Annotated in this window: 15 protein-coding genes and 2 tRNA genes; 10 read left to right on the forward strand and 7 right to left on the reverse strand. The window is 66.6% G+C overall.

Annotated elements, in window-relative coordinates; genetic code table 11:
* Positions 1 to 293: 293 nt before the first annotated feature.
* The 6 genes from tig (at position 294) to DPV79_RS07430 (ending at position 6,871) form a co-directional block, all read left to right on the forward strand.
* Positions 294 to 1,640, forward strand: a complete 1,347-nt coding sequence (gene tig, locus DPV79_RS07405) for a trigger factor (protein ID WP_042978235.1) — start codon at positions 294 to 296, stop codon at positions 1,638 to 1,640.
* 140 nt (positions 1,641 to 1,780) lie between these two features.
* The gene (clpP, locus tag DPV79_RS07410) at positions 1,781 to 2,434 is read left to right on the forward strand and encodes an ATP-dependent Clp endopeptidase proteolytic subunit ClpP (RefSeq protein ID WP_010092137.1); all 654 of its coding nucleotides are present in this window, start codon (positions 1,781 to 1,783) and stop codon (positions 2,432 to 2,434) included.
* A 164-nt stretch (positions 2,435 to 2,598) separates the two neighbouring features.
* Positions 2,599 to 3,870, forward strand: coding sequence for an ATP-dependent Clp protease ATP-binding subunit ClpX (gene clpX, locus DPV79_RS07415; RefSeq protein ID WP_006489345.1), 1,272 nt, complete (start codon positions 2,599 to 2,601; stop codon positions 3,868 to 3,870).
* 197 nt (positions 3,871 to 4,067) lie between these two features.
* Positions 4,068 to 6,491, forward strand: coding sequence for an endopeptidase La (lon, locus tag DPV79_RS07420; protein ID WP_011352361.1), 2,424 nt, complete (start codon positions 4,068 to 4,070; stop codon positions 6,489 to 6,491).
* A gap of 204 nt (positions 6,492 to 6,695) precedes the next feature.
* Positions 6,696 to 6,771, forward strand: a tRNA-Val gene (locus DPV79_RS07425).
* Positions 6,772 to 6,794: 23 nt separating this feature from the next.
* Positions 6,795 to 6,871: transfer RNA gene (locus DPV79_RS07430), tRNA-Asp, on the forward strand.
* A 477-nt stretch (positions 6,872 to 7,348) separates the two neighbouring features.
* Here the strand turns inward: DPV79_RS07430 and DPV79_RS07435 are convergent.
* Positions 7,349 to 8,740, reverse strand: coding sequence for a DUF1254 domain-containing protein (locus DPV79_RS07435; RefSeq protein WP_165843491.1), 1,392 nt, complete (start codon positions 8,738 to 8,740; stop codon positions 7,349 to 7,351).
* 602 nt (positions 8,741 to 9,342) lie between these two features.
* On the opposite strand from DPV79_RS07435, the gene DPV79_RS07440 reads away from it, so the two are divergent.
* Positions 9,343 to 11,277 (forward strand): SurA N-terminal domain-containing protein, encoded by a 1,935-nt coding sequence (locus DPV79_RS07440; RefSeq protein ID WP_113045103.1) that lies wholly within the window; start codon positions 9,343 to 9,345, stop codon positions 11,275 to 11,277.
* Between the two features lie 72 nt (positions 11,278 to 11,349).
* On the opposite strand, the gene DPV79_RS07445 is transcribed toward DPV79_RS07440, so the two are convergent.
* On the reverse strand, positions 11,350 to 12,024 hold the full coding sequence (locus tag DPV79_RS07445; RefSeq protein WP_113045104.1) for an arylesterase: 675 nt from the start codon (positions 12,022 to 12,024) through the stop codon (positions 11,350 to 11,352).
* Between DPV79_RS07445 and DPV79_RS07450 the strand changes: the two genes are divergently transcribed.
* Positions 12,023 to 12,736 carry an ABC transporter ATP-binding protein gene (locus DPV79_RS07450; protein ID WP_113045105.1) on the forward strand — a complete coding sequence of 238 codons (714 nt, stop codon included), beginning with the start codon at positions 12,023 to 12,025 and terminating at the stop codon, positions 12,734 to 12,736. The genes DPV79_RS07445 and DPV79_RS07450 overlap by 2 nt on opposite strands.
* 83 nt (positions 12,737 to 12,819) lie before the next feature.
* Here the strand turns inward: DPV79_RS07450 and pgi are convergent, their stop codons facing one another.
* From pgi to DPV79_RS07465, 3 genes are all read right to left on the reverse strand, one after another.
* Positions 12,820 to 14,442 carry a glucose-6-phosphate isomerase gene (gene pgi, locus DPV79_RS07455; protein WP_027787161.1) on the reverse strand — a complete coding sequence of 541 codons (1,623 nt, stop codon included), beginning with the start codon at positions 14,440 to 14,442 and terminating at the stop codon, positions 12,820 to 12,822.
* Between the two features lie 111 nt (positions 14,443 to 14,553).
* Positions 14,554 to 16,098: an NAD(P)H-hydrate dehydratase gene (locus DPV79_RS07460; protein ID WP_060376841.1), complete on the reverse strand. Its 1,545-nt coding sequence runs from the start codon at positions 16,096 to 16,098 to the stop codon at positions 14,554 to 14,556.
* Positions 16,099 to 16,161: 63 nt separating this feature from the next.
* Positions 16,162 to 17,463 carry an FAD-dependent oxidoreductase gene (locus DPV79_RS07465; protein ID WP_113045106.1) on the reverse strand — a complete coding sequence of 434 codons (1,302 nt, stop codon included), beginning with the start codon at positions 17,461 to 17,463 and terminating at the stop codon, positions 16,162 to 16,164.
* 331 nt (positions 17,464 to 17,794) lie between these two features.
* Here DPV79_RS07465 and purL point away from each other — a divergent pair, with 331 nt between their 5' ends.
* Both purL and DPV79_RS07475 read left to right on the forward strand, forming a co-directional pair.
* Positions 17,795 to 21,859 (forward strand): phosphoribosylformylglycinamidine synthase, encoded by a 4,065-nt coding sequence (gene purL, locus DPV79_RS07470; protein ID WP_059816786.1) that lies wholly within the window; start codon positions 17,795 to 17,797, stop codon positions 21,857 to 21,859.
* A 5-nt stretch (positions 21,860 to 21,864) separates the two neighbouring features.
* Positions 21,865 to 22,410 (forward strand): GNAT family N-acetyltransferase, encoded by a 546-nt coding sequence (locus DPV79_RS07475; protein WP_059490102.1) that lies wholly within the window; start codon positions 21,865 to 21,867, stop codon positions 22,408 to 22,410.
* A 166-nt stretch (positions 22,411 to 22,576) separates the two neighbouring features.
* Here the strand turns inward: DPV79_RS07475 and DPV79_RS07480 are convergent, their stop codons facing one another.
* Positions 22,577 to 23,359, reverse strand: a complete 783-nt coding sequence (locus DPV79_RS07480) for a peptidylprolyl isomerase (protein ID WP_048021011.1) — start codon at positions 23,357 to 23,359, stop codon at positions 22,577 to 22,579.
* Between the two features lie 18 nt (positions 23,360 to 23,377).
* Complete coding sequence (locus DPV79_RS07485; RefSeq protein WP_021163397.1) at positions 23,378 to 23,686, reverse strand: BolA family protein; 309 nt, start codon at positions 23,684 to 23,686, stop codon at positions 23,378 to 23,380.
* Between the last annotated feature and the right edge of the window lies 1 nt (position 23,687).

A 23,687-nucleotide genomic window follows, 5' to 3' on the forward strand; every position in this document is an offset into this window, starting at 1 on the left:
GATACGGCATGCGGCATAGCGGCGATCCGCGCGCATTGCCGTGCGAAGGGCTGCCGGCGCGGTGCGGACGCACGCGCGTCGCGCCGATCTGGCGGTGTGAGGAAAATTGTTTGCTAGAATAGTCGATTCTTCCGGCCAAAGCCGTGCTCCGAGCCGCTTGCGCTAGCCATCCGGCGCGTGCAGGGATGGCGTGGCGCTCCGGCGCGGCGAGTGTATGTGACGCACATCACGCCGCAGGCAGGCACGGCAAGGAAAACCCGATTCGCTCGAATAATTTTAGGACGATTGAAGCCATGGCTAACGTTGTTGAGAACCTCGGCAAGCTTGAACGCCGCGTGACGATTTCCCTGCCGAAAGACACGGTGCAGAAGGAAATCGACGCCCGTATCCAGAAACTCGCGAAGAACGTGCGCATGCCGGGTTTCCGCCCGGGCAAGGTGCCGCTGAAGATGGTCGCGCAACAGTACGCGGGTCAGGTCGAAGCGGAAGTGCTGAGCGACAAGATCGGCCAGGAATTCTTCACGATCAGCCGCGCGGAAAACCTGCGCGTCGCCGGCCAGCCGAGCTTCGAGCCGAAGCAGGAGCAGGCTGAAGATGCATACGCGTTCGACGCGACGTTCGAGGTCTACCCGGAAGTCAAGATCGGCGATCTGGCGACGGCTGAAGTCGAGCGCTCGACGACGTCGATCGGCGACGCCGAAATCGACCGCACGCTCGACATCCTGCGCAAGCAGCGCGTGCACTTCCACGCACGCGGCGAAGCCGGCGAGCACGGCGACGGCGGCGCGGACACCGCGGCGAAGAACGGCGACCGCGTGACGGTCGACTTCGTCGGCAAGATCGACGACGTCGCGTTCCAGGGCGGCACGGCCGAAGATTTCCCGTTCGTGCTCGGCGAAGGCCGCATGCTGCCGGAATTCGAAACCGCGGCGCTGGGCCTGAAGGTCGGCGAACAGCGTACGTTCGACCTCAAGTTCCCGGATGACTACCACGGCAAGGACGTCGCAGGCAAAACGGCCCAGTTCACGGTCACGATGAAGAAGATCGAGTGGCCGCACCTGCCGGAAATCGACGGTGAATTCGCGAAGTCGCTCGGCATCGAAGACGGCGATCTCGCGAAGATGCGCGCCGAGATCAAGGAAAACCTCGAGCGTGAAGCGAAGCGCCGCACGCAATCGATCGTCAAGAACCAGGTGATGGACGCGCTGCTGAAGATCTCCGAACTCGACGTGCCGAAGGCGCTGATCGAGCAGGACCAGCAACGCCTCGTCGAAATGGCTCGCCAGGATCTGGCGCAGCGCGGCGTGCCGAACGCGAAGGACGCACCGATCCCGGCCGAGATGTTCACCGAGCAGGCAGAGCGCCGCGTGAAGCTGGGCCTCGTGCTGGCCGAGCTGGTGAAGTCGAACGGCCTCGAAGCGAAGCCGGAACAGATCCGCGCGGAAGTCGACGAGTTCGCGAAGAGCTACGAAGACCCGAAGGAAGTGGTCCGCTGGTATTATTCGAACCAGCAGCGCCTCGCCGAGATGGAAGCGTTCGTCGTTGAAAGCAACGTCGTCGATTTCGTGCTGGGCAAGGCGAAGGTGACGGACAAGGAAGTGAGCTTCGAAGCACTCGCGAGCGCATCGGCGCAAGCGTAAGTGTTGCTCTAGCGGCGTGCCGGCTGTCGGAGCGACGGCCCGCACGCCGTTTTTACGTCAAGCGCACGGTTGCCATTAATATGGCGATTGAGCGGGCGGCTTCCTTCCGTTCAATTTTCCATTCGAACAAGGTTCATTGAATGATCACTCGCGCTGAATTGCTGGACATGCTTGCTTCGAACGCGCCGCAAGGTTTCGAGGCGCAAGCGCTGGGGCTGGTGCCGATCGTCGTCGAAACGAGCGGCCGCGGCGAGCGTTCGTACGATATCTATTCGCGTCTCCTGAAGGAGCGCCTGGTGTTCATGGTCGGTGAAGTGAACGACCAGACCGCCAACCTCGTGGTCGCGCAGTTGCTGTTCCTCGAGAGCGAGAATCCCGACAAGGACATCAGCCTGTACATCAACAGCCCGGGCGGGTCGGTGTCGGCCGGCATGGCGATCTACGACACGATGCAGTTCATCAAGCCGGACGTGTCGACGCTGTGCATGGGCCTCGCGGCCAGCATGGGCGCGTTCCTGCTCGCATCGGGCGCGAAGGGCAAGCGTTTCGCGCTGCCGAACTCGCGCGTGATGATTCACCAGCCGCTCGGCGGCGCACGCGGCCAGGCATCGGACATCGAGATCCAGGCGCGCGAAATCCTCTACCTGAAGGAGCGGCTGAACCAGTTGCTCGCGCAGCACACGGGTCAGGACGTCGAGCGCATCGCGCGCGACACCGACCGTGATAACTTCATGTCGAGCGAGGATGCGAAGGCGTACGGGCTGATCGACCAGGTGCTGCTGAAGCGCCCGTGAGATTAAGTGGGGTGCCGCCCCGATTCGTGCGGCGCCCCTGCGACTTCCCGAACGCCCAGAGCATCTGCGGCAAGCGCATCCGGTCGGCTCCGGTCGCGCCCTAGGCGCGGTGCCCGGAGCATTCGGCGTATCATGTCATTTACCTGTCCGGAGGCTCTACATTCATGGCGGACAAAAAAGGTTCGAACAGCGAGAAGCTGTTGTATTGCTCGTTTTGCGGAAAAAGCCAGCATGAGGTGAAAAAACTCATCGCGGGCCCGTCGGTGTTCATCTGCGATGAATGTATCGACCTCTGCAACGAAATCATTCGCGACGAGGCGGCTGCCGCCGGCGTCGAGGCCAGCCTGTCCCGGTCGGATCTGCCGAGCCCGCAGGAAATTCGCGACATCCTCGATCAGTACGTGATCGGCCAGGAGCGCGCGAAGAAGATCCTCGCGGTGGCCGTGTACAACCACTACAAGCGCCTGAAGCATCTCGACAAGAAGGACGACGTCGAGCTGTCGAAGAGCAACATCTTGCTGATCGGCCCAACGGGCTCCGGCAAGACGCTGCTCGCGCAGACGCTCGCGCGGTTGCTCAACGTGCCGTTCGTGATCGCCGATGCGACGACGCTGACCGAAGCCGGCTACGTCGGCGAGGACGTCGAGAACATCATCCAGAAGCTGTTGCAGAACTGCAACTACGAGGTCGACAAGGCCCAGCGCGGGATCGTCTACATCGACGAAATCGACAAGATCAGCCGCAAGTCGGACAACCCGTCGATCACGCGCGACGTGTCGGGCGAGGGTGTCCAGCAGGCACTGCTGAAGCTCGTCGAGGGCACGATGGCGTCGGTGCCGCCGCAGGGCGGCCGCAAGCACCCGAACCAGGATTTCATCCAGGTCGACACGACCAACATCCTGTTCATCTGCGGCGGTGCGTTCGACGGCCTCGAAAAGGTGATCACCGATCGTACCGAGAAAACCGGTATCGGCTTCGGTGCGACGGTCAAGAGCAAGCAGGAGCGTGACGCGGGCGAAGTGCTGCGTGAAACGGAGCCGGAAGACCTGATCAAATTCGGTCTGATCCCCGAATTGATCGGCCGCCTGCCGGTGGTCGCGACGCTCGGCAAGCTCGATGAAGCGGCGCTGATGAAGATCCTGGTCGAGCCGAAGAATGCGCTCGTCAAGCAGTATCACAAGCTGTTCGCGATGGAGCGCGTCGAGCTGGAGATCCGGCCGGGCGCGCTGCAGGCGGTCGCCCGCAAGGCGATCCGCCGCAAGACCGGCGCGCGCGGTTTGCGTTCGATCATCGAACAGGCATTGCTCGACGTGATGTACGAGCTGCCGACGATGAAAGGGGTCAGCAAGGTCATCATCGATGAGAACGTGATCGATGGGGACGGCAAGCCCTTGCTGATCTACGAGGACACGCCGAAGGTGGCGGGTTCGAACTGACCGGCTTGCCGACGATGTTCTGCGAAAAAGGCCGTTCATGAGTCCGTGGGCGGCTTTTTTTCGTTTATCTTGTGGGTAACTCTGACTCGAAACGCGGTGGTTACTTTCTTACCGAATATTTCCCGCACTTGAAGGCTTGCAATTCGTTGTGGCGGCCTCAATTACCGAACAATTGATTCCACTCATGGGGAAATGAAATGTCAGGCACCCAACTTCTCCCGCCGGAACGCATCACGCTCCCGCTGCTGCCGCTGCGGGATGTCGTCGTTTTCCCGCACATGGTCATTCCGCTCTTCGTGGGCCGGCCGAAATCGATCAAGGCCCTCGAAGCAGCGATGGAAGGCGGCAAGCACATCATGCTTGTCGCCCAGAAAACCGCGGCCAAGGACGAACCGACCGAAAAGGACATGTACGAGGTCGGTTGTATCGCCAACATCCTGCAGATGCTGAAGCTGCCGGACGGCACCGTGAAGGTGCTCGTCGAGGGCCTGCAGCGTGCGAAGGCGTTGTCGATCGAAGAGCAGGAAACGCAATTCTCCTGCGAAGTGATGCCGCTCGAGCCCGATCACGCCGACAGCGCTGAAACGGAAGCGCTGCGCCGCGCGATCGTGTCGCAGTTCGACCAGTACGTGAAGCTGAACAAGAAGATCCCGCCGGAGATCCTCACGTCGCTGTCGGGCATCGACGAAGCGGGCCGCCTCGCCGACATGATCGCCGAGCGCCTGCCGCTGAAGCTCGACCAGAAGCAGCACATCCTCGAGATGTTCCCGGTCATCGAGCGCCTCGAGCACCTGCTCGCGCAGCTCGAAGCCGAGATCGACATCCTGCAGGTCGAAAAGCGCATCCGCGGGCGCGTGAAGCGCCAGATGGAAAAGAGCCAGCGCGAGTACTACCTGAACGAGCAGGTCAAGGCGATCCAGAAGGAACTGGGCGAAGGTGAAGAGGGTGCGGATCTCGAGGAGCTCGAGAAGCGCATCAACGCCGCGCGCATGCCGAAGGAAGCGAAGAAGAAGGCCGACGCCGAGCTGAAGAAGCTGAAGCTGATGTCGCCGATGTCGGCGGAAGCTACCGTCGTGCGCAACTACATCGACACGCTGATCGGCCTGCCGTGGCGCAAGAAGAGCAAGGTCAACAACGACCTGTCGAACGCCGAGCAGGTGCTCGACGAAGATCACTTCGGCCTCGAGAAGGTGAAGGAACGCATCCTCGAGTATCTCGCGGTGCAACAGCGCGTGGACAAGGTCAAGGCGCCGATCCTGTGCCTCGTCGGGCCCCCGGGCGTCGGCAAGACCTCGCTCGGCCAGTCGATCGCCCGTGCGACGAACCGCAAGTTCGTCCGGATGGCGCTCGGCGGCGTGCGTGACGAAGCCGAGATCCGCGGCCACCGTCGCACGTATATCGGTTCGATGCCGGGCAAGATCCTGCAGAGCCTCACGAAGGTCGGCGTGCGCAATCCGCTCTTCTTGCTCGACGAAGTCGACAAGATGGGCATGGATTTCCGCGGCGATCCTTCGTCGGCGCTGCTCGAGGTGCTCGATCCGGAACAGAACCACACGTTCGCCGACCACTACATCGAAGTCGACTTCGACCTGTCGGACGTGATGTTCGTCGCGACGTCGAACTCGCTGAACATCCCGCCGCCGCTGCTCGACCGGATGGAAGTGATCCGTCTGTCGGGCTACACGGAAGACGAGAAGGTCAGCATTGCCCAGCGTTACCTGCTGCCGAAGCAGAAGAAGAACAACGGGCTGAAGGAAGGCGAGATCGAGGTCACCGAGCAGGCGATCCGCGACATCATCCGCTACTACACGCGCGAAGCCGGTGTGCGTTCGCTCGAGCGGGAAGTGTCGAAGATCTGCCGCAAGGTCGTGAAGATGCTGCTGCTGAAGAAGGCATCGGGCGCGATCAAGGTCGACGGCGAGAACCTCGATACCTTCCTCGGCGTGCGCAAGTACGACTTCGGCCTCGCGGCGAAGGAAAACCAGGTCGGTCAGGTGACGGGCCTCGCGTGGACGGAAGTCGGTGGCGATCTGCTGACGATCGAAGCCGCGGTGATGCCGGGCAAGGGCAACGTGATCCGCACGGGTTCGCTCGGCGACGTGATGAAGGAGTCGGTCGAGGCGGCACGTTCGGTCGTGCGCTCGCGTTCGCGGCGTCTGGGCATCAAGGACGAAGCGTTCGAGAAGCAGGACATCCACATCCACGTGCCGGAAGGCGCGACGCCGAAGGACGGTCCGTCCGCCGGCGGTGCGATGACGACCGCGCTGGTGTCGGTGCTGACGGGTATCCCGGTGCGTGCCGATGTCGCGATGACGGGCGAAATCACGCTGCGTGGTGAAGTCCTGCCGATCGGCGGCCTGAAGGAGAAGCTGCTCGCAGCGCATCGCGGTGGCATCAAGCTCGTGCTGATCCCGGAAGAGAACGTCAAGGATCTCGCCGAGATTCCGGACAACGTGAAGAACGCGATCGAGATCGTGCCGGTCCGCTGGATCGACAAGGTGCTTGAACTCGCGCTCGAGCGTTCGCCGACCCCGCTGCCGCCGGAAGAAGAGGCGAAGGCGGCGGCACCGGTCGCCGATGCGGCGAAGGATGCCGGCTCGACGGAATTCGTCAAGCACTGAGCATCGGAGCGCCGTTCGTTCTGACGGTTGTTCACGAAACCCGCGGCCTGGCCGCGGGTTTTTTTATGCGTCCCGGAATCGTATGCGCGAGCGTGAAAAATATTCGCGCCGGAGCTTTGCAAAATGATCGGGGATGAATTAAACTTGCGGGCTCGCTGGTTGTTGATGCCGAAACGCAGATCGCAGCCAGAACGAATCGGAAACGGGTGCTTAGCTCAGCTGGTAGAGCGGCGCCCTTACAAGGCGTAGGTCGGGGGTTCGAACCCCTCAGCACCCACCAGTTTCCTGATTCAGCCAGACCAAGGAGCGGTAGTTCAGTCGGTTAGAATACCGGCCTGTCACGCCGGGGGTCGCGGGTTCGAGTCCCGTCCGCTCCGCCAAAAAATGAGAAAGCCCGCCTTGTGCGGGCTTTTTCATTTGTATCGTCGATTGCGCCCGCTGGCGGGCGTGGCCGCGGAGCGGAGGAAGCCGCCTGCGCGGCTTCCGGCGGGGCTCGAAGGGATGCGCATGCACGCGCATCCGCGGCCTGCAGGATGTAGGCGAGTCCCGTCCGCTCCGCCAAACAAACAACAATGCCCGCCTTGTGCGGGCATTGTTGTTTGTGCGTCCGGTTTGCGCCCGGGATCTGGCGCAAACCGAACGCACAAACGGCGGGAGAAATCGTCTGCGCGGCTTCCGGCGGAGCGCGACCTTACGATGCCGGGCGAGCGGTATGGCAGCAGGCAATACGACAGGAAATGCCTCCGGGGCGCGCAGCCGTCGGAACGGAAAACCCGCGACGGCTCGAACGCGGTCGCGGGTTTTTCATGCTTTCTCGCCGCGGAGGCGCCGGTTTTTCCGGCTCGCGCGAGGCGGTATTACTGAACGCGTATTACCGGCGGCAACTTGTAGGTTGCGTTCAGGAGCGGGGCGTCCGGCAAGTAGGTGCGCAGCGTCAGATTGAACGCGCCGGCAGGGGCCGGCAACCAGTTGCTGGCGGGTACACCCGCGGGTCGCACATGGCTGATGGTGAGCACGAGCGAGCCGTCGCTCGCGAACTGAAAGTTCGACGCCGGATAGGACAGCGCATAGATTCCATCGGGATTCGGATAAAAGAAAGCCTGCGCCTGGTTCGTGCCGGCGTACAGCGTCAACGACCAGAAGGCGCGAGCCGGAGGAAGCTGTCCCGCCGGGAACGTCATCTGATAGACGCCGTTGCCGTCGTAATTCGCCCCCGACGTGTTCGCCGCTCCCGTACTGGTGTAGTAGATCGCTTCGCTGCCGGGCAGCGCACCGAGGCCGTTCAGCGCAACGCGCGCCCGTAGCGTGTACTGGGTTCCGTAGTTGCCGACGTTGGCCGGGCCGCCTGTCCAGCCATTTGAGCCGGTACTCGCCTGGGCGGCGGCTTGCTGCGTTCCGCCGCCCGTCAGACTCGCCAGCGCCCGGGCCGCGCCCGCGTCGATCGATGCGACGTCAGCGGACGACGCGTTGAAGGTCTGCGCCGGGCCTATACCTATTATGTCGAGCGCGTTCGTCGCCTCGGCCGTGTCCTGCGGCGTCGGCGGACTCTTTTTCAAGAGCCGGTTCACGTACTGAAAGTACGACGGCCAGTTGGCATAACCGGGCGGCTTTTGCGTGTCCACGCTGTCCCACGCAGCGACACCGGTTCCAGCAGGGCGCGACACGACCAGTTGATTCTGAACGGCCCACGCGGCGGGATAATCGTTCGCATCGCTCACGTAAGTCCGCGCCAACGCCCACACCGCGTTGGTCGACGAGCGGAGTACGGTGACGCCTGCCGGAGCGGTTCCCTGCCAGTTCGGCCCCACGACCCAGAAGACCTTCGCGACACCGTTGTCGGCGCTCGTGCCGCGAATCGCGAAGTTGTTCGTATAGGCGTCCATCAGCGCGAGGGAGAAGTAGCGGGTGCCGCTGGCGGGCGTGTCGATCTGAATCGGGCCCGCGTCCAGTTGAAGCATGGCGATGGAATACAGCGTGTCGTGATTAGGTTTCGTCACCGAGGTGGACGAAGCATCGGACAGCTGGCGATTGTGCAGAAACGTATTCGGCGCAAGGCCCTGGGCGATGTAGCTCTGTCGGGTTGCGTAGAACTGGTACAGCGCAATCGTGAACAGCGTGGCACTGTTTGCGGCATTTTCCGTCGCGACGGGCGAAACGCCCGAGCTATCGACACTTTCCCCATTGCAGCCCGCCAGAAGGCCGACAGAGGCAGCGAATGCGACGAGGCGCGCGTGGTGAAGAAAACTCATCGAGTGGTGCGGTAGGGTTGAATGGTCGAATGGGCCGCACCCGTTCATCGTTCCGTCGATGAGCGTGGCACGGATTGCACGGCGCGAAAAGCGTATCCGGCTTGCGATGCGGCACGAACGATCCATTTTCGATAAGCAAAGTCCGACGACTCGTTAGGGCGGTGGAGACCGATCGGCATCGTGCGGTTGATCCCTGTCGTCTTTCCGGCCGTCACGTTTCTCGCGGCTTATGCCGGGACGTACAGGCCAGACTTGTACCGGGTGCTTCCGTGTCGAGCACCTCCCGTTGGCTCGATTCGCTGCCCCGGGGGTGCCTTGCGGTCGTCGGCGCGGATGGAGACAGTCCCGCATCGGGCAAGCCGCTCGGCGAACGAATGATCGTGCGCTGCCGCGAGCCTGGGCGGCCGCGATGGAGTCGATCATTGGGCGAACTGCTTTCTGAACTTCACGAGGAGAGGCGGGTGACGGCGCATGCCCGGCTCTGAAAGACGGGCATTTTTGCCTGTACTTCCGGTGGTGATCGCCGCGGGCGCCGCCGCTTTTCTCCCGACCCACCCCGTATGTTGTAATATCGGGCGTTTTGTCCAATTTTCCCGTCACGCATGCTCGATTTCTTCCGTAATCACCAGCGCCTGATGATGGCGCTCCTGCTCCTGATCGTGTTGCCGGGGCTGGGTTTCGTCGGGATCCAAGGCTTCCGCGGCTTCTTCGACGATAGTGCGAACGTCGCGGCAGTCAACGGGCACAAGATCACGCGGGTCGAATTCGACGGCGCGTTCCGCCAGCAGATCGACCAGGCGCGCCAGGCACTCGGCGGGCAGTTCGACATCAAGATGTTCGATACGCCCGAGCATCGCAAGCAGGTGCTCGACGGCCTGATCCAGCAACGCGTGCTGGCCGATGAGACCCAGCGTCTGCACCTGACCGCATCGGACAACGCCGTGCGCGATGCACTGATGAGCGACCCGATGATCGCGTCGCTGAAGAAGCCCGACGGGTCGATCGACGTCGAGCGCTATGCGCAGCTGCTGTCGTTCCAGGGGATGACGCCCGAGCAGTACCAGGAGCGCGTGCGCTACAGCCTCGCGCTGCAGCAGATTCCGGCCAGCATCGTGTCGAGCGCGTTCACGCCGAAGAGCCTCGCGCAACGCCTGTCCGAACTCGCCGCGCAGCAGCGCGAAGTGCAGGCGCTCGTGCTGAGGACGAGCGACTTCGCCGCGAAGGTCCAGCCGACCGACGCACAGCTCACCGCGTACTACGACGCGCACAAGCAGAGCTTCGCGACGCCCGAGACCGCGACGATCCAGTACCTCGTCTATTCGCCGGCGGCAGCGGCCGCGAGCGCGCAGCCGACCGACGCGGACATCAAGAAGTTCTACGACGACAACCCGACGCACTTCCGCACCGAAGCGCAGGTGCGCGTGAGCCACATCTTCATCGCCGCACCGGGCAGCGCAAGCGCGGCCGACAAGACTGCAGCGAAGACGAAGGCCGAGCAACTGCTCGCCGACGTGAAGGCGCACCCGGACCAGTTCGCGCAGATCGCGCAGAAGGACTCGCAGGATGCACCGTCGGCCGCGAAGGGCGGCGACCTCGGCTTCATCACGCGCGGCTCGACGGCGGGCGGCAAGGCGTTCGACGATGCCGCGTTCGCGCTCAAGCAAGGTGATGTGAGCGGTGTCGTGCAGTCGGATCTGGGCTTCCACATCCTGAAGGCAACGGAAGTGAAGCCGGCGGCCGTCAAGCCGTTCGCGGAAGTGAAGGACCAGATCGCAGCCGACCTGAAGCAGCAGTACGCATCGAAGGCGTTCACGGACAACGCGGAAGGCTTCACGTCCACCGTCTACGAAAAGGCGAAGACGCTGCAGCCGGCCGCGGACAAGTACAAGCTGACGATCCAGACGGCCACCGTCACGCCGACGCCGAATCCGCAGTTGCCGCCGACGAGCCCGCTGAACAATCCGAAGTTCCTGGCCGCCGTGTTCGCCAACGACTCGGTGAAGAACCAGAACAACACGCAGGCGATCGACGTCGGCAACAACACGCTGATCTCGGCGCGTGTGACCGACTACAAGCCGGCTGCCGTGCCCGCGCTCGACGCGATCAAGGACGTCGTGCGCCAGAAGGTGGTCGCCGAGCAGGCTGCCGAACTCGCGAAGAAGGACGGCGCGGCGAAGCTGGCCGAACTGCAGAAGTCGAAGTCGACCGACGGGTTCGCGGCCGCGCAGAAGGTATCGCGTACGCAGTCGCAGGGCCTGACGCCGGCTGCGCTGAGCGCCGTCTACAAGGTCGACGCGAAGACGCTGCCGGCCTACGTCGGTGTCGATCTCGGCGCCGACGGCTATGCGATCTATCGTGTGAACGCGGTGATCCCGGGTTCGGCGGTCGATCCGCAGCAACTGGCGGCCGCGCAGCAGCAGATGGCGCAGGTCGATGCGCAGAGCGAAGGCGAAGCGTATCTCGCCGCGCTGCGCGATCGCTCGAAGGTGAAGCTGTACGGCTCGACGGCCAGCCAGTCGTCGGACGGCGACAACTGAGCGTCGTTTCGCCCGCAACAAAAAGCCCCGCTTCACGCGGGGCTTTTTGTTTTCCGGCGGGGCGAGGCGGCGTCAGCCGCGCGGCTTGCCGAGCAGCAGTTTCAGCGCCGGCCAGACGTTGTCGAGCAGAATGCCCTGGGCCTGCTGCGTCGGATGCATCTGGTCGGCCTGGAACATCTCGGGCTTGTTCTCGATGCCGGCCAGCAGGAACGGCACGAGCGGCACGCCGAGATCCTTCGACAGCCGCGTATAGACGGCGTGGAACTTCTGCGTGTAGTCCGGGCCGTAGTTGGGCGGCACGTACATGCCGACCAGCACGACCCTGGCCCGCGCTTGCCGCGCACCGGCGATGATGTCGCGCAGGTTCTGTTCGGTCGTCGCGAGCGGCACGCCGCGCAGCGCATCGTTCGAGCCGAGCTCGACGACGACGATCGACGGCTTGAGCCGCTGCAGCACCGCAGGCAGCCGCGCGCGGCCGCCGCTGGTGGTGTCGCCGCTGACGCTGGCGTTCGCGACGCTATAATCGATTCGCTCGGTCGTGAGCCGTTGCCGCAGCAATGCCACCCAGCCGGTGTCGCGCGGCAGCCCGTATTCGGCCGACAGGCTGTCGCCGAGCACGGCGATCACGGGCTGGCCCGATGTCGCGGCCGGTGTCGTCGCGGCGCGTGCGGGCACGGCGGCGGCCAGCAGCGTACCCAGCAGCGCGGCGAGCGCCGCGCGTCTTTTCCAGCGAAATGTCGTGTCCATGTTCAAGATTACCGATCCGATCATCGAAGTCCATGACGTGTGCAAGCGGGTCGCCGACGCCACCGGCGAGCTGACGATCCTCGACGGCATCACGCTCGCCGTGCGGCCGGGCAGCAGTCTCGCGATCGTCGGCGCGTCGGGGTCGGGTAAATCGACGCTGCTCGGCCTGCTTGCGGGGTTGGACAGCGCGACGAGCGGCACGGTTCGCCTGCTCGGTCGCGCGCTCGACCAGCTCGACGAGGACACGCGCGCGGCGCTGCGCAACGGCGCAGTCGGGTTCGTATTCCAGTCGTTCCAGTTGATGCCGCACCTGACCGCGCTCGAGAACGTGATGCTGCCGCTCGAACTGCAGGGCGGCATCAGTGCGCGCGATGCCGCCGATCGCGCCCGGGCGCTGCTCGTGCAGGTCGGCCTCGGCGAACGCACCGCGCATTATCCGAAGCTGTTGTCCGGCGGCGAGCAGCAGCGCGTCGCACTTGCGCGCGCATTCGTCACGCGCCCGGCGATCCTCTTCGCCGACGAGCCGACCGGCAGCCTCGATGCGGCCACGGGCCATGCGGTCATCGACCTGATGTTCGAACTGAACCGCACGAACGGTGCAACGCTCGTGCTCGTCACGCACGATGCCGAACTGGCACGCCGCTGCGCGACGACGGTGACGCTCGATGCCGGGCGTATCGTCGAGCCGCGCGCGGCGCAGCGCAACGGCTGAGTGCTTTTGGCGGCCGCACGGCGTGCGCCGAGCGGCCGGCATGGCACGACGCCGCTGCGTCAGTGCCTCAGCGCCTCAGCGCCTCAGCGTTTCAACGCCGCGCGGGCGCGCTCGATCAGCGCGGTGGTCGACGAGTCGTGCTTCGCCGGATCGACCGACTCGGCCGACAGGTCGGCTTCCACCACCTTGCCGAGTATCTTGCCGAGCTCGACGCCCCACTGGTCGAACGGGTTGATGTCCCACACCGTTGCCTGCACGAGCACCTTGTGTTCGTACAGCGCGATCAGCGCGCCGAGCGTGCGCGGCGTCAGCGCATCGACGAGCAGCGTCGTCGTCGGGCGGTTGCCCGGGAACGTCAGGTGCGGCGCGAGCGCCTCCTTGCCCGGCCCCGCGACCTTGCGTGCTTCCTCCAGCGTGCGGCCGAGCATCAGTGCCTCGCTCTGCGCGAAGCAGTTCGCGAGCAGCTTCGGGTGGTGGCTCGCGAGCGGATGCTCGGGCGTCAGCACCGCGATGAAGTCGATCGGCACGATCGTCGGCCCCTGGTGCAGCATCTGGAAGAACGCATGCTGGCCGTTGGTGCCCGGCTCGCCCCACGTGACGGCCGACGTCGGGTAGTCGACGAAGGTGCCGTCCAGGCGCGCGGATTTGCCGTTGCTTTCCATTTCGAGCTGCTGCAGGTACGACGGCAGGTAGTGCAGCGCTTCCGAATACGGCGCGACGAGATAACTCTGCGAACCGAAGAAATTCCGGTACCAGATGCCGATCAGGCCCAGCAGCACGGGCAGGTTGCGCTCGAGCGGCGCCTCGCGGAAATGACGGTCCATGTCGTTCGCGCCGGCCAGCAACTCGTCGAACTGCTCGGGGCCGATCGCGATCATGATCGACAGCCCGACCGCCGACCACAGCGAATAACGGCCGCCGACCCAGTCCCACATTTCGAACACGTTGTCCGCGGCGATGCCGAACTTCACGACTTCGGCCGGGTTCGCCGACACGCCGACGAAGTGCTTTGCAAGCGCGTCCTCGGGGCAGCCGCGCGCGACGAACCAGTCGCGCAGCGAGCGTGCGTTCGTCATCGTCTCGAGCGTCGTGAAGGTCTTCGACACGATGATCGCGAGCGTTTCCTCGGGATCGACCTGTTCGAGCACGCGTGCGAGATCGGCGCCGTCGACGTTCGACACGAAGTGCGTGGCAATTTCGGGCGTCGCGACGTGGTGCAGCGCGTGTACGACCATCTTCGGCCCGAGATCGGAGCCGCCGATGCCGATGTTGATCACGTGGCGGATGCGTTTGCCGGTGTAGCCCGTCCAGGTGCCGCTGCGCACGGCGCGAGCGAACGTCGCCATCTTCGCGCGCTCGGCGCTCACCTGCGCGTGGAACGGCGCTTGCGGATCGGTCGCGCGCAGCGCGGTGTGCAGGGCGGCACGGCCTTCGGTCGGGTTCACGATTTCGCCCGCGAACATCGCGTCGCGGCGCGCCTCGACACCCGCGTCGCGCGCGAGCTGGACGAGCAGGCGCAGCGTTTCGTCGTTGATGCGGTTCTTCGAGAAATCGGCCGCGAGACCGCCGCCCGGAATCGTGAAGCGTTCGGCGCGGGTCGGCGCGTGGTCGTGTTCCGGCGCGAACCAGTCGCGCAGCCGGGCGTGACGGATCTGTTCGAAGTGGGATTGAAGGGCAGTCCAGGCGGGGAGCGAATTCAGCGTCATGGCGGTTCGAGTGAAGCGTGAATCGGGAGGAATGCCGCGCCGGCTCATCGGGATCGGAAGGCCGGCGGACGAGAGGGCCCGCCGTGCGGCGGGGCAGTCAGTATAGCGGCGTTATGTGCCGGCGCGCGGCGACGCATAAAAAAGGCGATTGACCAGCGTGCGCACCATCGGCGCGAGTTCGCCTGCCGTGAGTCCGGCCGGGCCGGTTCCGTTCGCGGTCAGCGTGTCGGCGGCGAGGCCGTGCAGGTAGACGCCCGCCAGCGCCGCTTCGTACGGCGCGACGCGTTGCGCGAGCAGCGCGCCGATCAGGCCGCCGAGCACGTCGCCGGTGCCGCCCGTGGCGAGCGCCGCGTTGCCGGTCGGGTTGATCGTCATGCGGCCGTCGGGCGCCGCAATCACCGTGCCCGAGCCTTTCAGCACGACGATGGCCGCATAACGTGACGCGAGCGCCTGCGCGGCCGCGAGGCGGTCGCGCTGAATCGCCGCCGTGTCGCAGCCGAGCAGCCGCGCGGCCTCGAGCGGATGCGGCGTCAGCACGCACGGATAACCGCGCGCACCGCGCGTCGCGACGGCGGCCGCGAGATCCGCATGCGTCGCGACGAGGTTCAGCGCGTCGGCGTCGAGCAGCGTCGCGGCGTCGTGGGCAAGCACGTCGCGCACGAGCGTCGCCGCGGCCTCGCGCGTGCCCAGCCCGCAGCCTGCGGCGATGGCGGTCATCGCGCCGGGGTCGAGGGTGTCGGCCGCGTGCAGCATCAGTTCGGGGAACGGCGGATCGTACGGCGGCGCGCCGGTGCCGAGGAAGCCGACATGCACCTTGCCGGCGCCGGCGAACAGCGCGGCGCGCGCGGCCAGGATCGGCGCGCCGCACATGCCGGTGTCGCCGCCGAGTACCGCGAGGCTGCCGTATGTGCCCTTGTGGGATGCGAATGCGCGCGCGGGCAGGGCGGCGGCGAATAGCGCGGGCGCATTCAGTACGATGGCCGGTGCGGCCGGTGGCGCGACGTCGAGCGATTCGACGTCGATCGCGCCGGCGAGATCCCGGCCTTCGCCGGTGTAGAGGCCCGGCTTCGCGCCGATGAAAGTGAGCGTGTGGGTGGCGGCGACGGCGACGCCCGCGCCGACGATCTGGCCCGTATCGCTGTCGAGGCCGCTCGGCACATCCAGTGCAAGCACGCGGCCGCCGTTGCGCGCATGCGCGGCGATGCGCGCGGCCTGCTCGGCGAACGCGCCGTCGAGCGCGCGGCCGAGACCGATGCCGAACAGTCCGTCGACCACCCACGCATAGCCGTCCAGCGAAGCAGGCGGCGTGGCCGACAGCGGCACGCCGGCGGCGCGCGCGAGGCCGAGCGCCCATTGCGCGTCGTCGGGCTTTACCGGCACCGGCATCCACGCCTGGGTCGCGACGCCGAGCTGCTGGAGGTGCGCGGCGGCTACGAGCGCGTCGCCGCCGTTGTTGCCCGGGCCGACCGCGAACCAGACGGGGCGGTCGTCGCCGGCCGCGCGTTCGGACAGCCAGCGCGCGGCGGCGGCACCTGCGCGACCCATCAGCGTATGCGGCGGCAGCGCCGCGGCTGCGTCGGCTTCGGCCGCGCGCAGGTCGGCGACGCGCAGCAGCGCGATCGGAGCGGAATCGGGAAGCGGAAGGGTAACGGTCATCGCGGGGTCATCGCCGGGTCGCGGCGGCTGGCAAGGCGGCCGCCGGGGACGGGCCCGCGGCGGTCAGGTCGTGAAGCGCCCGGCGCTTAGCGCGGCGAGCGTGTCGGCGCGCCAGTGCTGCACGTCGCCGCCCAGGTAGTCGGCCACCACTTTAGCAGACCCGCATGCGAGCCCCCAGCCGGCCGGGCCATGCCCGAAATTGACGAATACGCGCGGATGCGGGGTCGGACCGACGACCGGCAGGCCGTCCGGCGACAGCAGCTGCGTACCTTGCCAGGACAGCGCGGCCGAGATCCTCGCGGCACCGGGCACCCAGTCGTGGACGGCCTGGCCGAGCAACGCGAGCGCGGCCTCCGACAGCGGCTCGGCGAGCGGCTTCGCGGTGTCGGGCAGGCTCTGCAGCACGGCGCCGCCGCCGACGCGCAGCCGCTGGTGGGTGCGCGTGATCGAGATGCGCTTGATCGAATCGATGACGTTCAGGTGCGGCGCATGTTCTTCGTAGGCGACCGGCGCGGTCAGCGCGTGGACCCGCACCGGGTGCAGCGGCAGGCGCCAGCCGAGGCGGTCGAGCAGCGGCAGGCTGCCGGCGCCGGCGGCGACCACGATCGCATCGGCGGAAATCACGTCGACGTCGCGGGCGTTCGACGCGCGGCGGTCGCCGGGCGGGACGAGCTCGACCGCGGCGCGGCCGTTGTCGACGCGGATCGCGGCGACTTCCGCGCCGAAGCGGAACTGCACGCCGTGTTCGTCGAGCGTCTGCTTGACCAGTTTCGCGAACAGCGGGCAATTCCCGGTGCGCTCGGTCTCGAGCAGCACGCCGCCGGCGAAACCGGGCTCGGCCGGCACCGACGGCTCGAGTGCCGCGCATTCGTCTGCGGAGAGCAGGCGGTACGGCTGGTCGAGCGTGCGCAGCAGGTCGAGCGCGGGCTGCATCGCTTCCCAGTCGCGCGGATCGCGCACGACGTGCAGGATGCCGGGCTTCTGCTCGAATTCGAGCTCGAGGCGCGTCTCGATGTCGGCGAGCGCGTCGCGCGACGCGTCGATCAGCGGCCGCAGCCGCGTGTACTGCGCGGCGAACGCGTCGGGCTCGCGCAGCCTGCCGAGCTGTTTGACGAAGCGCCGTACACCGCCGTTGAAGCCGGGCTTGTAGACGATGCCGCTGTCGCGCGGCTGGCGCTGGCGCATGAAGGTCGGGCCGAACCAGACGTCGAGCGGGCTCGGCAGCAGCGCGCCGCCGTCGCCGTAGGTCGCACCCTGCGCGACGGTCGCGTGGCGTTCGACCACGCATACGCGATGGCCGGCCGCGCGCAACTGGTAGGCGGTGGCGACGCCGCTGATTCCGCCGCCGATGACGATGACATCCATGGATTGCTTCGATGACGGGCGGCGCGCAGGCGCTGCCCGGTGAGAATTCGCTGAGGGCCCGGGCCCGGTGAACCCGGAATGATAGCGCCAAAATCGCGGGAGCCGGCGCCGCGGTGGCACGGGCCGTGCCGCCGGGCCGCGGCCGCCGGCTGCCGCGCCCGCGCGGGGCGGCCCGGCGGGCTGGCCGTGCGCGGTGGACATCGCGGCACCGATGCGGTGCATGCGGGTTGCCGATCGGCCGGTCTTGGGCGACCGACTTCCGGGTATAATTACGGCCTTCCTTTCGCCCCACGTCGCCACCTCGCGCGACTCATCGACGTCAGTCCAGCCCATGGCTCACTTCTCGTGTTTTCCCGGCGCTTCGGCCCTCTCCGATTTCCGTCAAACCCGTCTGCTCGACACGCTCAGGCAAATCGACGCCAACATCGTCGCGGTGCGCGGACAGTTCCTGCACTTCGTCAATGCGGCCGAGCCGCTGTCGGCCGACGACAGCGCGCGCATCGACGCGCTGATGCACTACGGCGCGCCGTTCGAGGCGGCGGCCGAGAAGGGCACGACCGAGACCTTCGTCGTGCTGCCGCGTTTCGGCACGGTTTCGCCGTGGGCGAGCAAGGCGACCGACATCGCCCGGCACTGCGGCCTCACGCACGTGCGCCGCATCGAGCGCGGCGTCGAATTCACGGTCACGCTGAAGTCGGGCCTGCTCGGCGGCAAGAAGGCGCTGTCGGACGACGCGCGCGCGGCCGTCGCGGCCGCGCTGCATGACCGGATGACCGAAAGCGTGGTCGCGGCACGCGACGACGCGCAGCACCTGTTCGACGAACTGCCGGCCAAGCCGCTGTCGACCGTCGACGTGCTGGGTATCGGCCGCGGCGCGCTCGAGCGCGCGAACGTCGAGCTGGGCCTCGCGCTCGCCGACGACGAGATCGACTACCTGGTCGACGCGTTCCGCAAGCTCGAACGCAACCCGACCGACGTGGAACTGATGATGTTCGCGCAGGCGAACAGCGAACACTGCCGCCACAAGATCTTCAACGCGCAGTGGACGATCGACGGCGAAGCGCAGGACATGTCGCTGTTCGCGATGATCCGCAACACCGAGAAGCTGAGCCCGCAGGGCACGATCGTCGCCTATTCGGACAACTCGTCGATCATGGTCGGCGCCGAAGCCGAACGCTGGTTCCCGCGCAACGCGGGCGCGGCCGGCGAGCCGGGCGAGCGCTACGGCCGCCACACCGAACTCACGCACACGCTGATGAAGGTTGAGACGCACAACCACCCGACGGCGATCTCGCCGTTCCCGGGTGCGGCGACCGGCGCGGGCGGCGAGATCCGCGACGAAGGCGCGACGGGCCGCGGCGCGCGTCCGAAGGCCGGCCTGACGGGCTTCACCGTGTCGAACCTCGACCTGCCGGACGCCCGCCAGCCGTGGGAAAACGCGCGCGACGCCGCGCAGCCGGTCGGCGAGCGCAACCCCAACGACGCGTACGGCCCGTACGGCCGTCCGGACCGCATCGCGTCGCCGCTGCAGATCATGATCGACGGCCCGCTCGGCGGCGCTGCGTTCAACAACGAATTCGGCCGCCCGAACCTCGGCGGCTACTTCCGCGTGTACGAGCAGAACGTCGGCGGGAAGGTGCATGGTTATCACAAGCCGATCATGATCGCGGGCGGCCTCGGCAACATCGCGGATCAGCATACGCACAAGCACGACGTGCCGGCCGGCTCGCTGCTGATCCAGATCGGCGGCCCCGGCATGCGGATCGGGATGGGCGGCGGCGCCGCGAGCTCGATGGCGACCGGCGCGAACACGGCCGAACTCGACTTCGACTCGGTGCAGCGCGGCAACCCGGAAATCGAGCGGCGCGCGCAGGAAGTGATCAACGGCTGCTGGCAGCTCGGCGCGGAAAACCCGATCCTGAGCATCCACGACGTCGGCGCGGGCGGCCTGTCGAATGCGTTCCCCGAGATCGTCGACGGCGCGGGCAAGGGCGCGCGCTTCGAACTGCGCAAGGTCGCGCTCGAGGAATCGGGCCTGTCGCCGCGCGAAATCTGGTCGAACGAAGCGCAGGAGCGCTACGTGCTGGCGATCGCGCCGGCCGACCTGCCGCGTTTCGAGGCGATCTGCGCGCGTGAGCGCTGCCCGTTCGCGGTGGTCGGTGTCGCGACCGACGAACGCCAGCTGAAGCTCGTCGACGACGAAGCGACGGGCGCCGACGAATACCCGGTCGACATGCCGATGGAAGTGCTGCTCGGCAAGCCGCCGCGCATGCATCGCGACGTCACGCGCGTGACGACCGAGCGCGCGCCGGTCGACGTGACGGGCATCGCGCTGTCGGAAGTCGCGATCGACGTGCTGAAGCACCCGACGGTCGGCAGCAAGTCGTTCCTGATCACGATCGGCGACCGTTCGGTCGGCGGCACGTCGGTGCGCGACCAGATGGTCGGCCCGTGGCAGGTGCCGGTGGCCGACTGCGCGGTCACCGCGCTCGACTACGCGGGTTTCAAGGGCGAGGCGATGACGATGGCCGAGCGCACGCCGCTCGCGGTGATCGACGCGCCCGCATCGGGCCGCATGGCGGTCGGCGAGGCGATCACGAACATCGCGAGCGCGCCGATCGCGTCGCTCGACAAGCTGAAGCTGTCGGCGAACTGGATGGCCGCGTGCGGCACGGCCGGCGAGGACGCCGCGCTGTTCGACACGGTCAAGGCGATCGGCATGGAGCTGTGCCCGGCACTCGGGATCGGCATCCCGGTCGGCAAGGACTCGCTGTCGATGAAGACGAAGTGGGACGAGCAGGGCGTCGCGAAGGAAGTGGTGTCGCCGGTGTCGCTGATCATCTCCGCGTTCGCGCCGGTCGAGGACGTGCGCCGTCACCTGACGCCGCAGCTGCGCCGCATCGCCGATGCGGGCGACAGCGTGCTGATCGCGATCGATCTCGGCCGCGGCAAGAACCGGATGGGCGGCAGCATCTTCGCGCAGGTCACGCAGCAGGTCGGCGACACGACGCCGGACGTCGACGATGCGGAAGACCTGAAGCGTTTCTTCAACGCGATCCAGTCGCTCAATGCGCAAGACAAGCTGCTCGCGTACCACGATCGCTCGGACGGCGGCCTGTGGGCGACGGTGTGCGAAATGGCGTTCGCGGGCCACGCGGGCGTGTCGCTGAACGTCGACATGCTGACGCTCGACCCGAATCACGAATCCGACTACGGCGACGCGAAGGACTGGGCGAAGCAGACGAGCGGCCGCCGCGAGGATCGCACGCTGCGCGCGCTGTTCTCCGAGGAACTGGGCGCCGTCGTGCAGGTGCGCGCGACCGACCGTGACGCGGTGCTGGGCGCGCTGCGCGAGTTCGGCCTGTCGGCATGCTCGCACGTGATCGGCTCGGTCAACGATCGCGACGTGATCGAGGTGTACCGCGACGCGAAGAAGATTTTCGACGCACCGCGCGCCGAACTCCATCGCGCGTGGAGCGAAGTGAGCTGGCGCATCGCGCGCCTGCGCGACAACCCCGCGTGCGCGGATGCCGAATACGACGCGCTGCTGGACGTGGCCGACCCGGGCATCTCGCCGGTGCTGAGCTTCGATCCGGCCGACGACATCGCGGCGCCGTTCATCGCGACGGGCGCACGGCCGCGTGTCGCGATCCTGCGCGAGCAGGGCGTGAACTCGCATCTCGAAACGGCCTACGCGTTCGACCGCGCGGGCTTCGATGCGCACGACGTGCACATGAGCGACCTGCTGGCCGGTCGCGCGAATCTCGCCGATTTCGCGGGTGCGGTCGCATGCGGCGGCTTCTCGTACGGCGACGTGCTGGGCGCGGGCGAAGGCTGGGCGAAGACGATCCGCTTCAACGCGAATCTCGCCGACATGTTCTCGGCGTTCTTCGCGCGTCCCGACACGTTCGCGCTCGGCATCTGCAACGGCTGCCAGATGCTGTCGAGCATCTCGTCGATGATCCCGGGTGCGGAAGCCTGGCCGAAGTTCACGCGCAACAAGTCCGAGCAGTTCGAGGCGCGTTTCTCGTTCGTCGAAGTCGAGAAATCGCCGTCGATCTTCTTCGCGGGGATGGAAGGCTCGCGGATTCCGGTCGCGGTCGCGCACGGCGAAGGTTATGCGGACTTCTCGCAACAGGGCGACATCGATCGCGTCGCGGTCGCGATGCGTTTCGTCGACCACCGCGGCGAAGCAACCGAGCGTTATCCGTTCAACCCGAACGGCTCGCCGGCCGGCATCACGTCGGTCACGACGGCCGACGGCCGCTTCTCGGTGCTGATGCCGCACATGGAGCGCGTGCATCGTACGGTCACGATGAGCTGGCACCCGGAAAGCTGGGGCGAAGCGAGCCCGTGGATGCGCGTGTTCCGCAACGCGCGCCGCTGGATCGGCTGATCGGGATGATGTTCGATCCGAACGCGCCGGTCGAGGTCGTCACGCTGCGCGACGAGCGCGCGAGCGAGGCCGACGCGATCGGCCGCGTGATCGTCGCCGCGTTCGCGGGCGAGCCGGAAGGCGGGCAGTTCGAACGGCGGATCGTCGACACGTTGCGCGCGGACGGTGCGTTGAGCGTCTCGCTCGTCGCGGAACGCGACGGCCGGCTGATCGGGCACGTCGCGTTCTCGCCGGTGTCGATCGGCGGCGAGGCGCCCGGCAGCCAGGGCTGGTATGGGCTCGCGCCGCTCGCGGTGCTGCCCGACTGCCAGCGGCAGAGCATCGGCACGGGGCTGGTGCGCGCGGGGCTCGACGCGTTGCGCCGCCTCGGTGCGCGCGGCTGCGTCCTGCTCGGGGAGCCCGCGTACTACACGCGTTTCGGCTTTGCGCCTTCCGGAGACATCGTGTTCCCGGGCGTACCGCCCGAGTATTTCCTTGCGCTGTCGCTCGACGACTCGGCGCCGCGGCCGTCCGGCGACGTTCGTTATCACGACGTGTTCCATCCCGCGTAAGTCCGCGGCGCGAGCCGATCAGGCATACGGCAAAGGCCGCTCTTCGGAGCGGCCTTTTCTTTGGTGGGAACGCCGCACATCGTGATGCGCCTGCGGCCAGCCTGCGGGCAACAAAAAAGCCGCTCCAGGGAGCGGCTTTTCGATGCACGAGCGGCGAGCGCCAGCGTTACTGGATCTTTGCCTGCTGGCGCAGACCTTCCTCGAACGCCTGCAGCTTCTGCTGCACGAGCTGCTGCGCGATCTGCGCCTTCACCTGCTCGAGCGGCGGCGGCGCGATGTCGCGGATGTCGTCGACGCGGATGATGTGCCAGCCGAACTGCGTCTTCACCGGCGTGTCGGTCATCTGGCCTTTCTGCAGCTTCTGCGCGGCCGCCGCGAATTCCGGCACGTACGCCTTCGGGTCGGACCAGTCGAGATCGCCGCCGTTCTTGCCCGAGCCCGGGTCCTTCGAGAACTGCTTCGCGAGATCCTCGAACTTCGCGCCGGCCTTGATCTTCGCGATCAGGTCCTTCGCCTGCTGCTCGTCGCTGACGAGGATGTGGTGCAGGTGGTATTCGCGGTTGCCGCCGGCACCCTTGACGAGGTCGTCGTAGCGCGCCTTCACTTCGGCGTCGGTCGGCTGGTTCTTCTTCAGGAAACTCTCGATCATCGAACGCAGCACGACGGTCTGCTGCGCGACGGCGACCTGTGCCTTCACGTCCGGACGGTTCGGGATGCCTTCACGGATTGCTTCCTGCATCAGGATTTCGCGGTTCACGAGTTCCTGGCGCACGGCCTGCTGCAGCTGCGCGTTGTCGGTCTGGCCTTGCTGCACGAGCTGGGCGACCATCGCGTCCGCGCGCGACTTCGGAATCGGCGTGCCGTTGACGACGGCGATGTTCTGGGCAAATGCCGGTGCCGCTGCGAAAGCAGCCGCCGCGACCCACAGGCGGGGGGATTTCAGGATCATCGGGAATTCCTAATGAGACTAGATTGAAGATTCGTTGAATTCTTCGGGCGTGTAAGCCACGATCGCGAGCGCGTGAATGCCGCGCTGCATCGCATCAGCGAGCGCATCATACACCAGCCGGTGCCGCGCGACGCGCGGCTTGCCCGCGAACGCGGCCGACACGATCGTGACCGTGAAGTGGCCGCCGGCGGACGCGCCGGCGTGGCCCGCGTGCTGCGCGCTGTCGTCGCGCACGGTGAGCGACAGCGGGGCGAGCGCCGCGGTGAGGCGCGCTTCGATCAGCGCGATGCGTTCGTCGGGCGACGCGTGGAGAAAGGCGTCCGTCATG

This window comes from Burkholderia reimsis (assembly GCF_003294055.1).
Classification (GTDB): domain Bacteria; phylum Pseudomonadota; class Gammaproteobacteria; order Burkholderiales; family Burkholderiaceae; genus Burkholderia; species Burkholderia cepacia.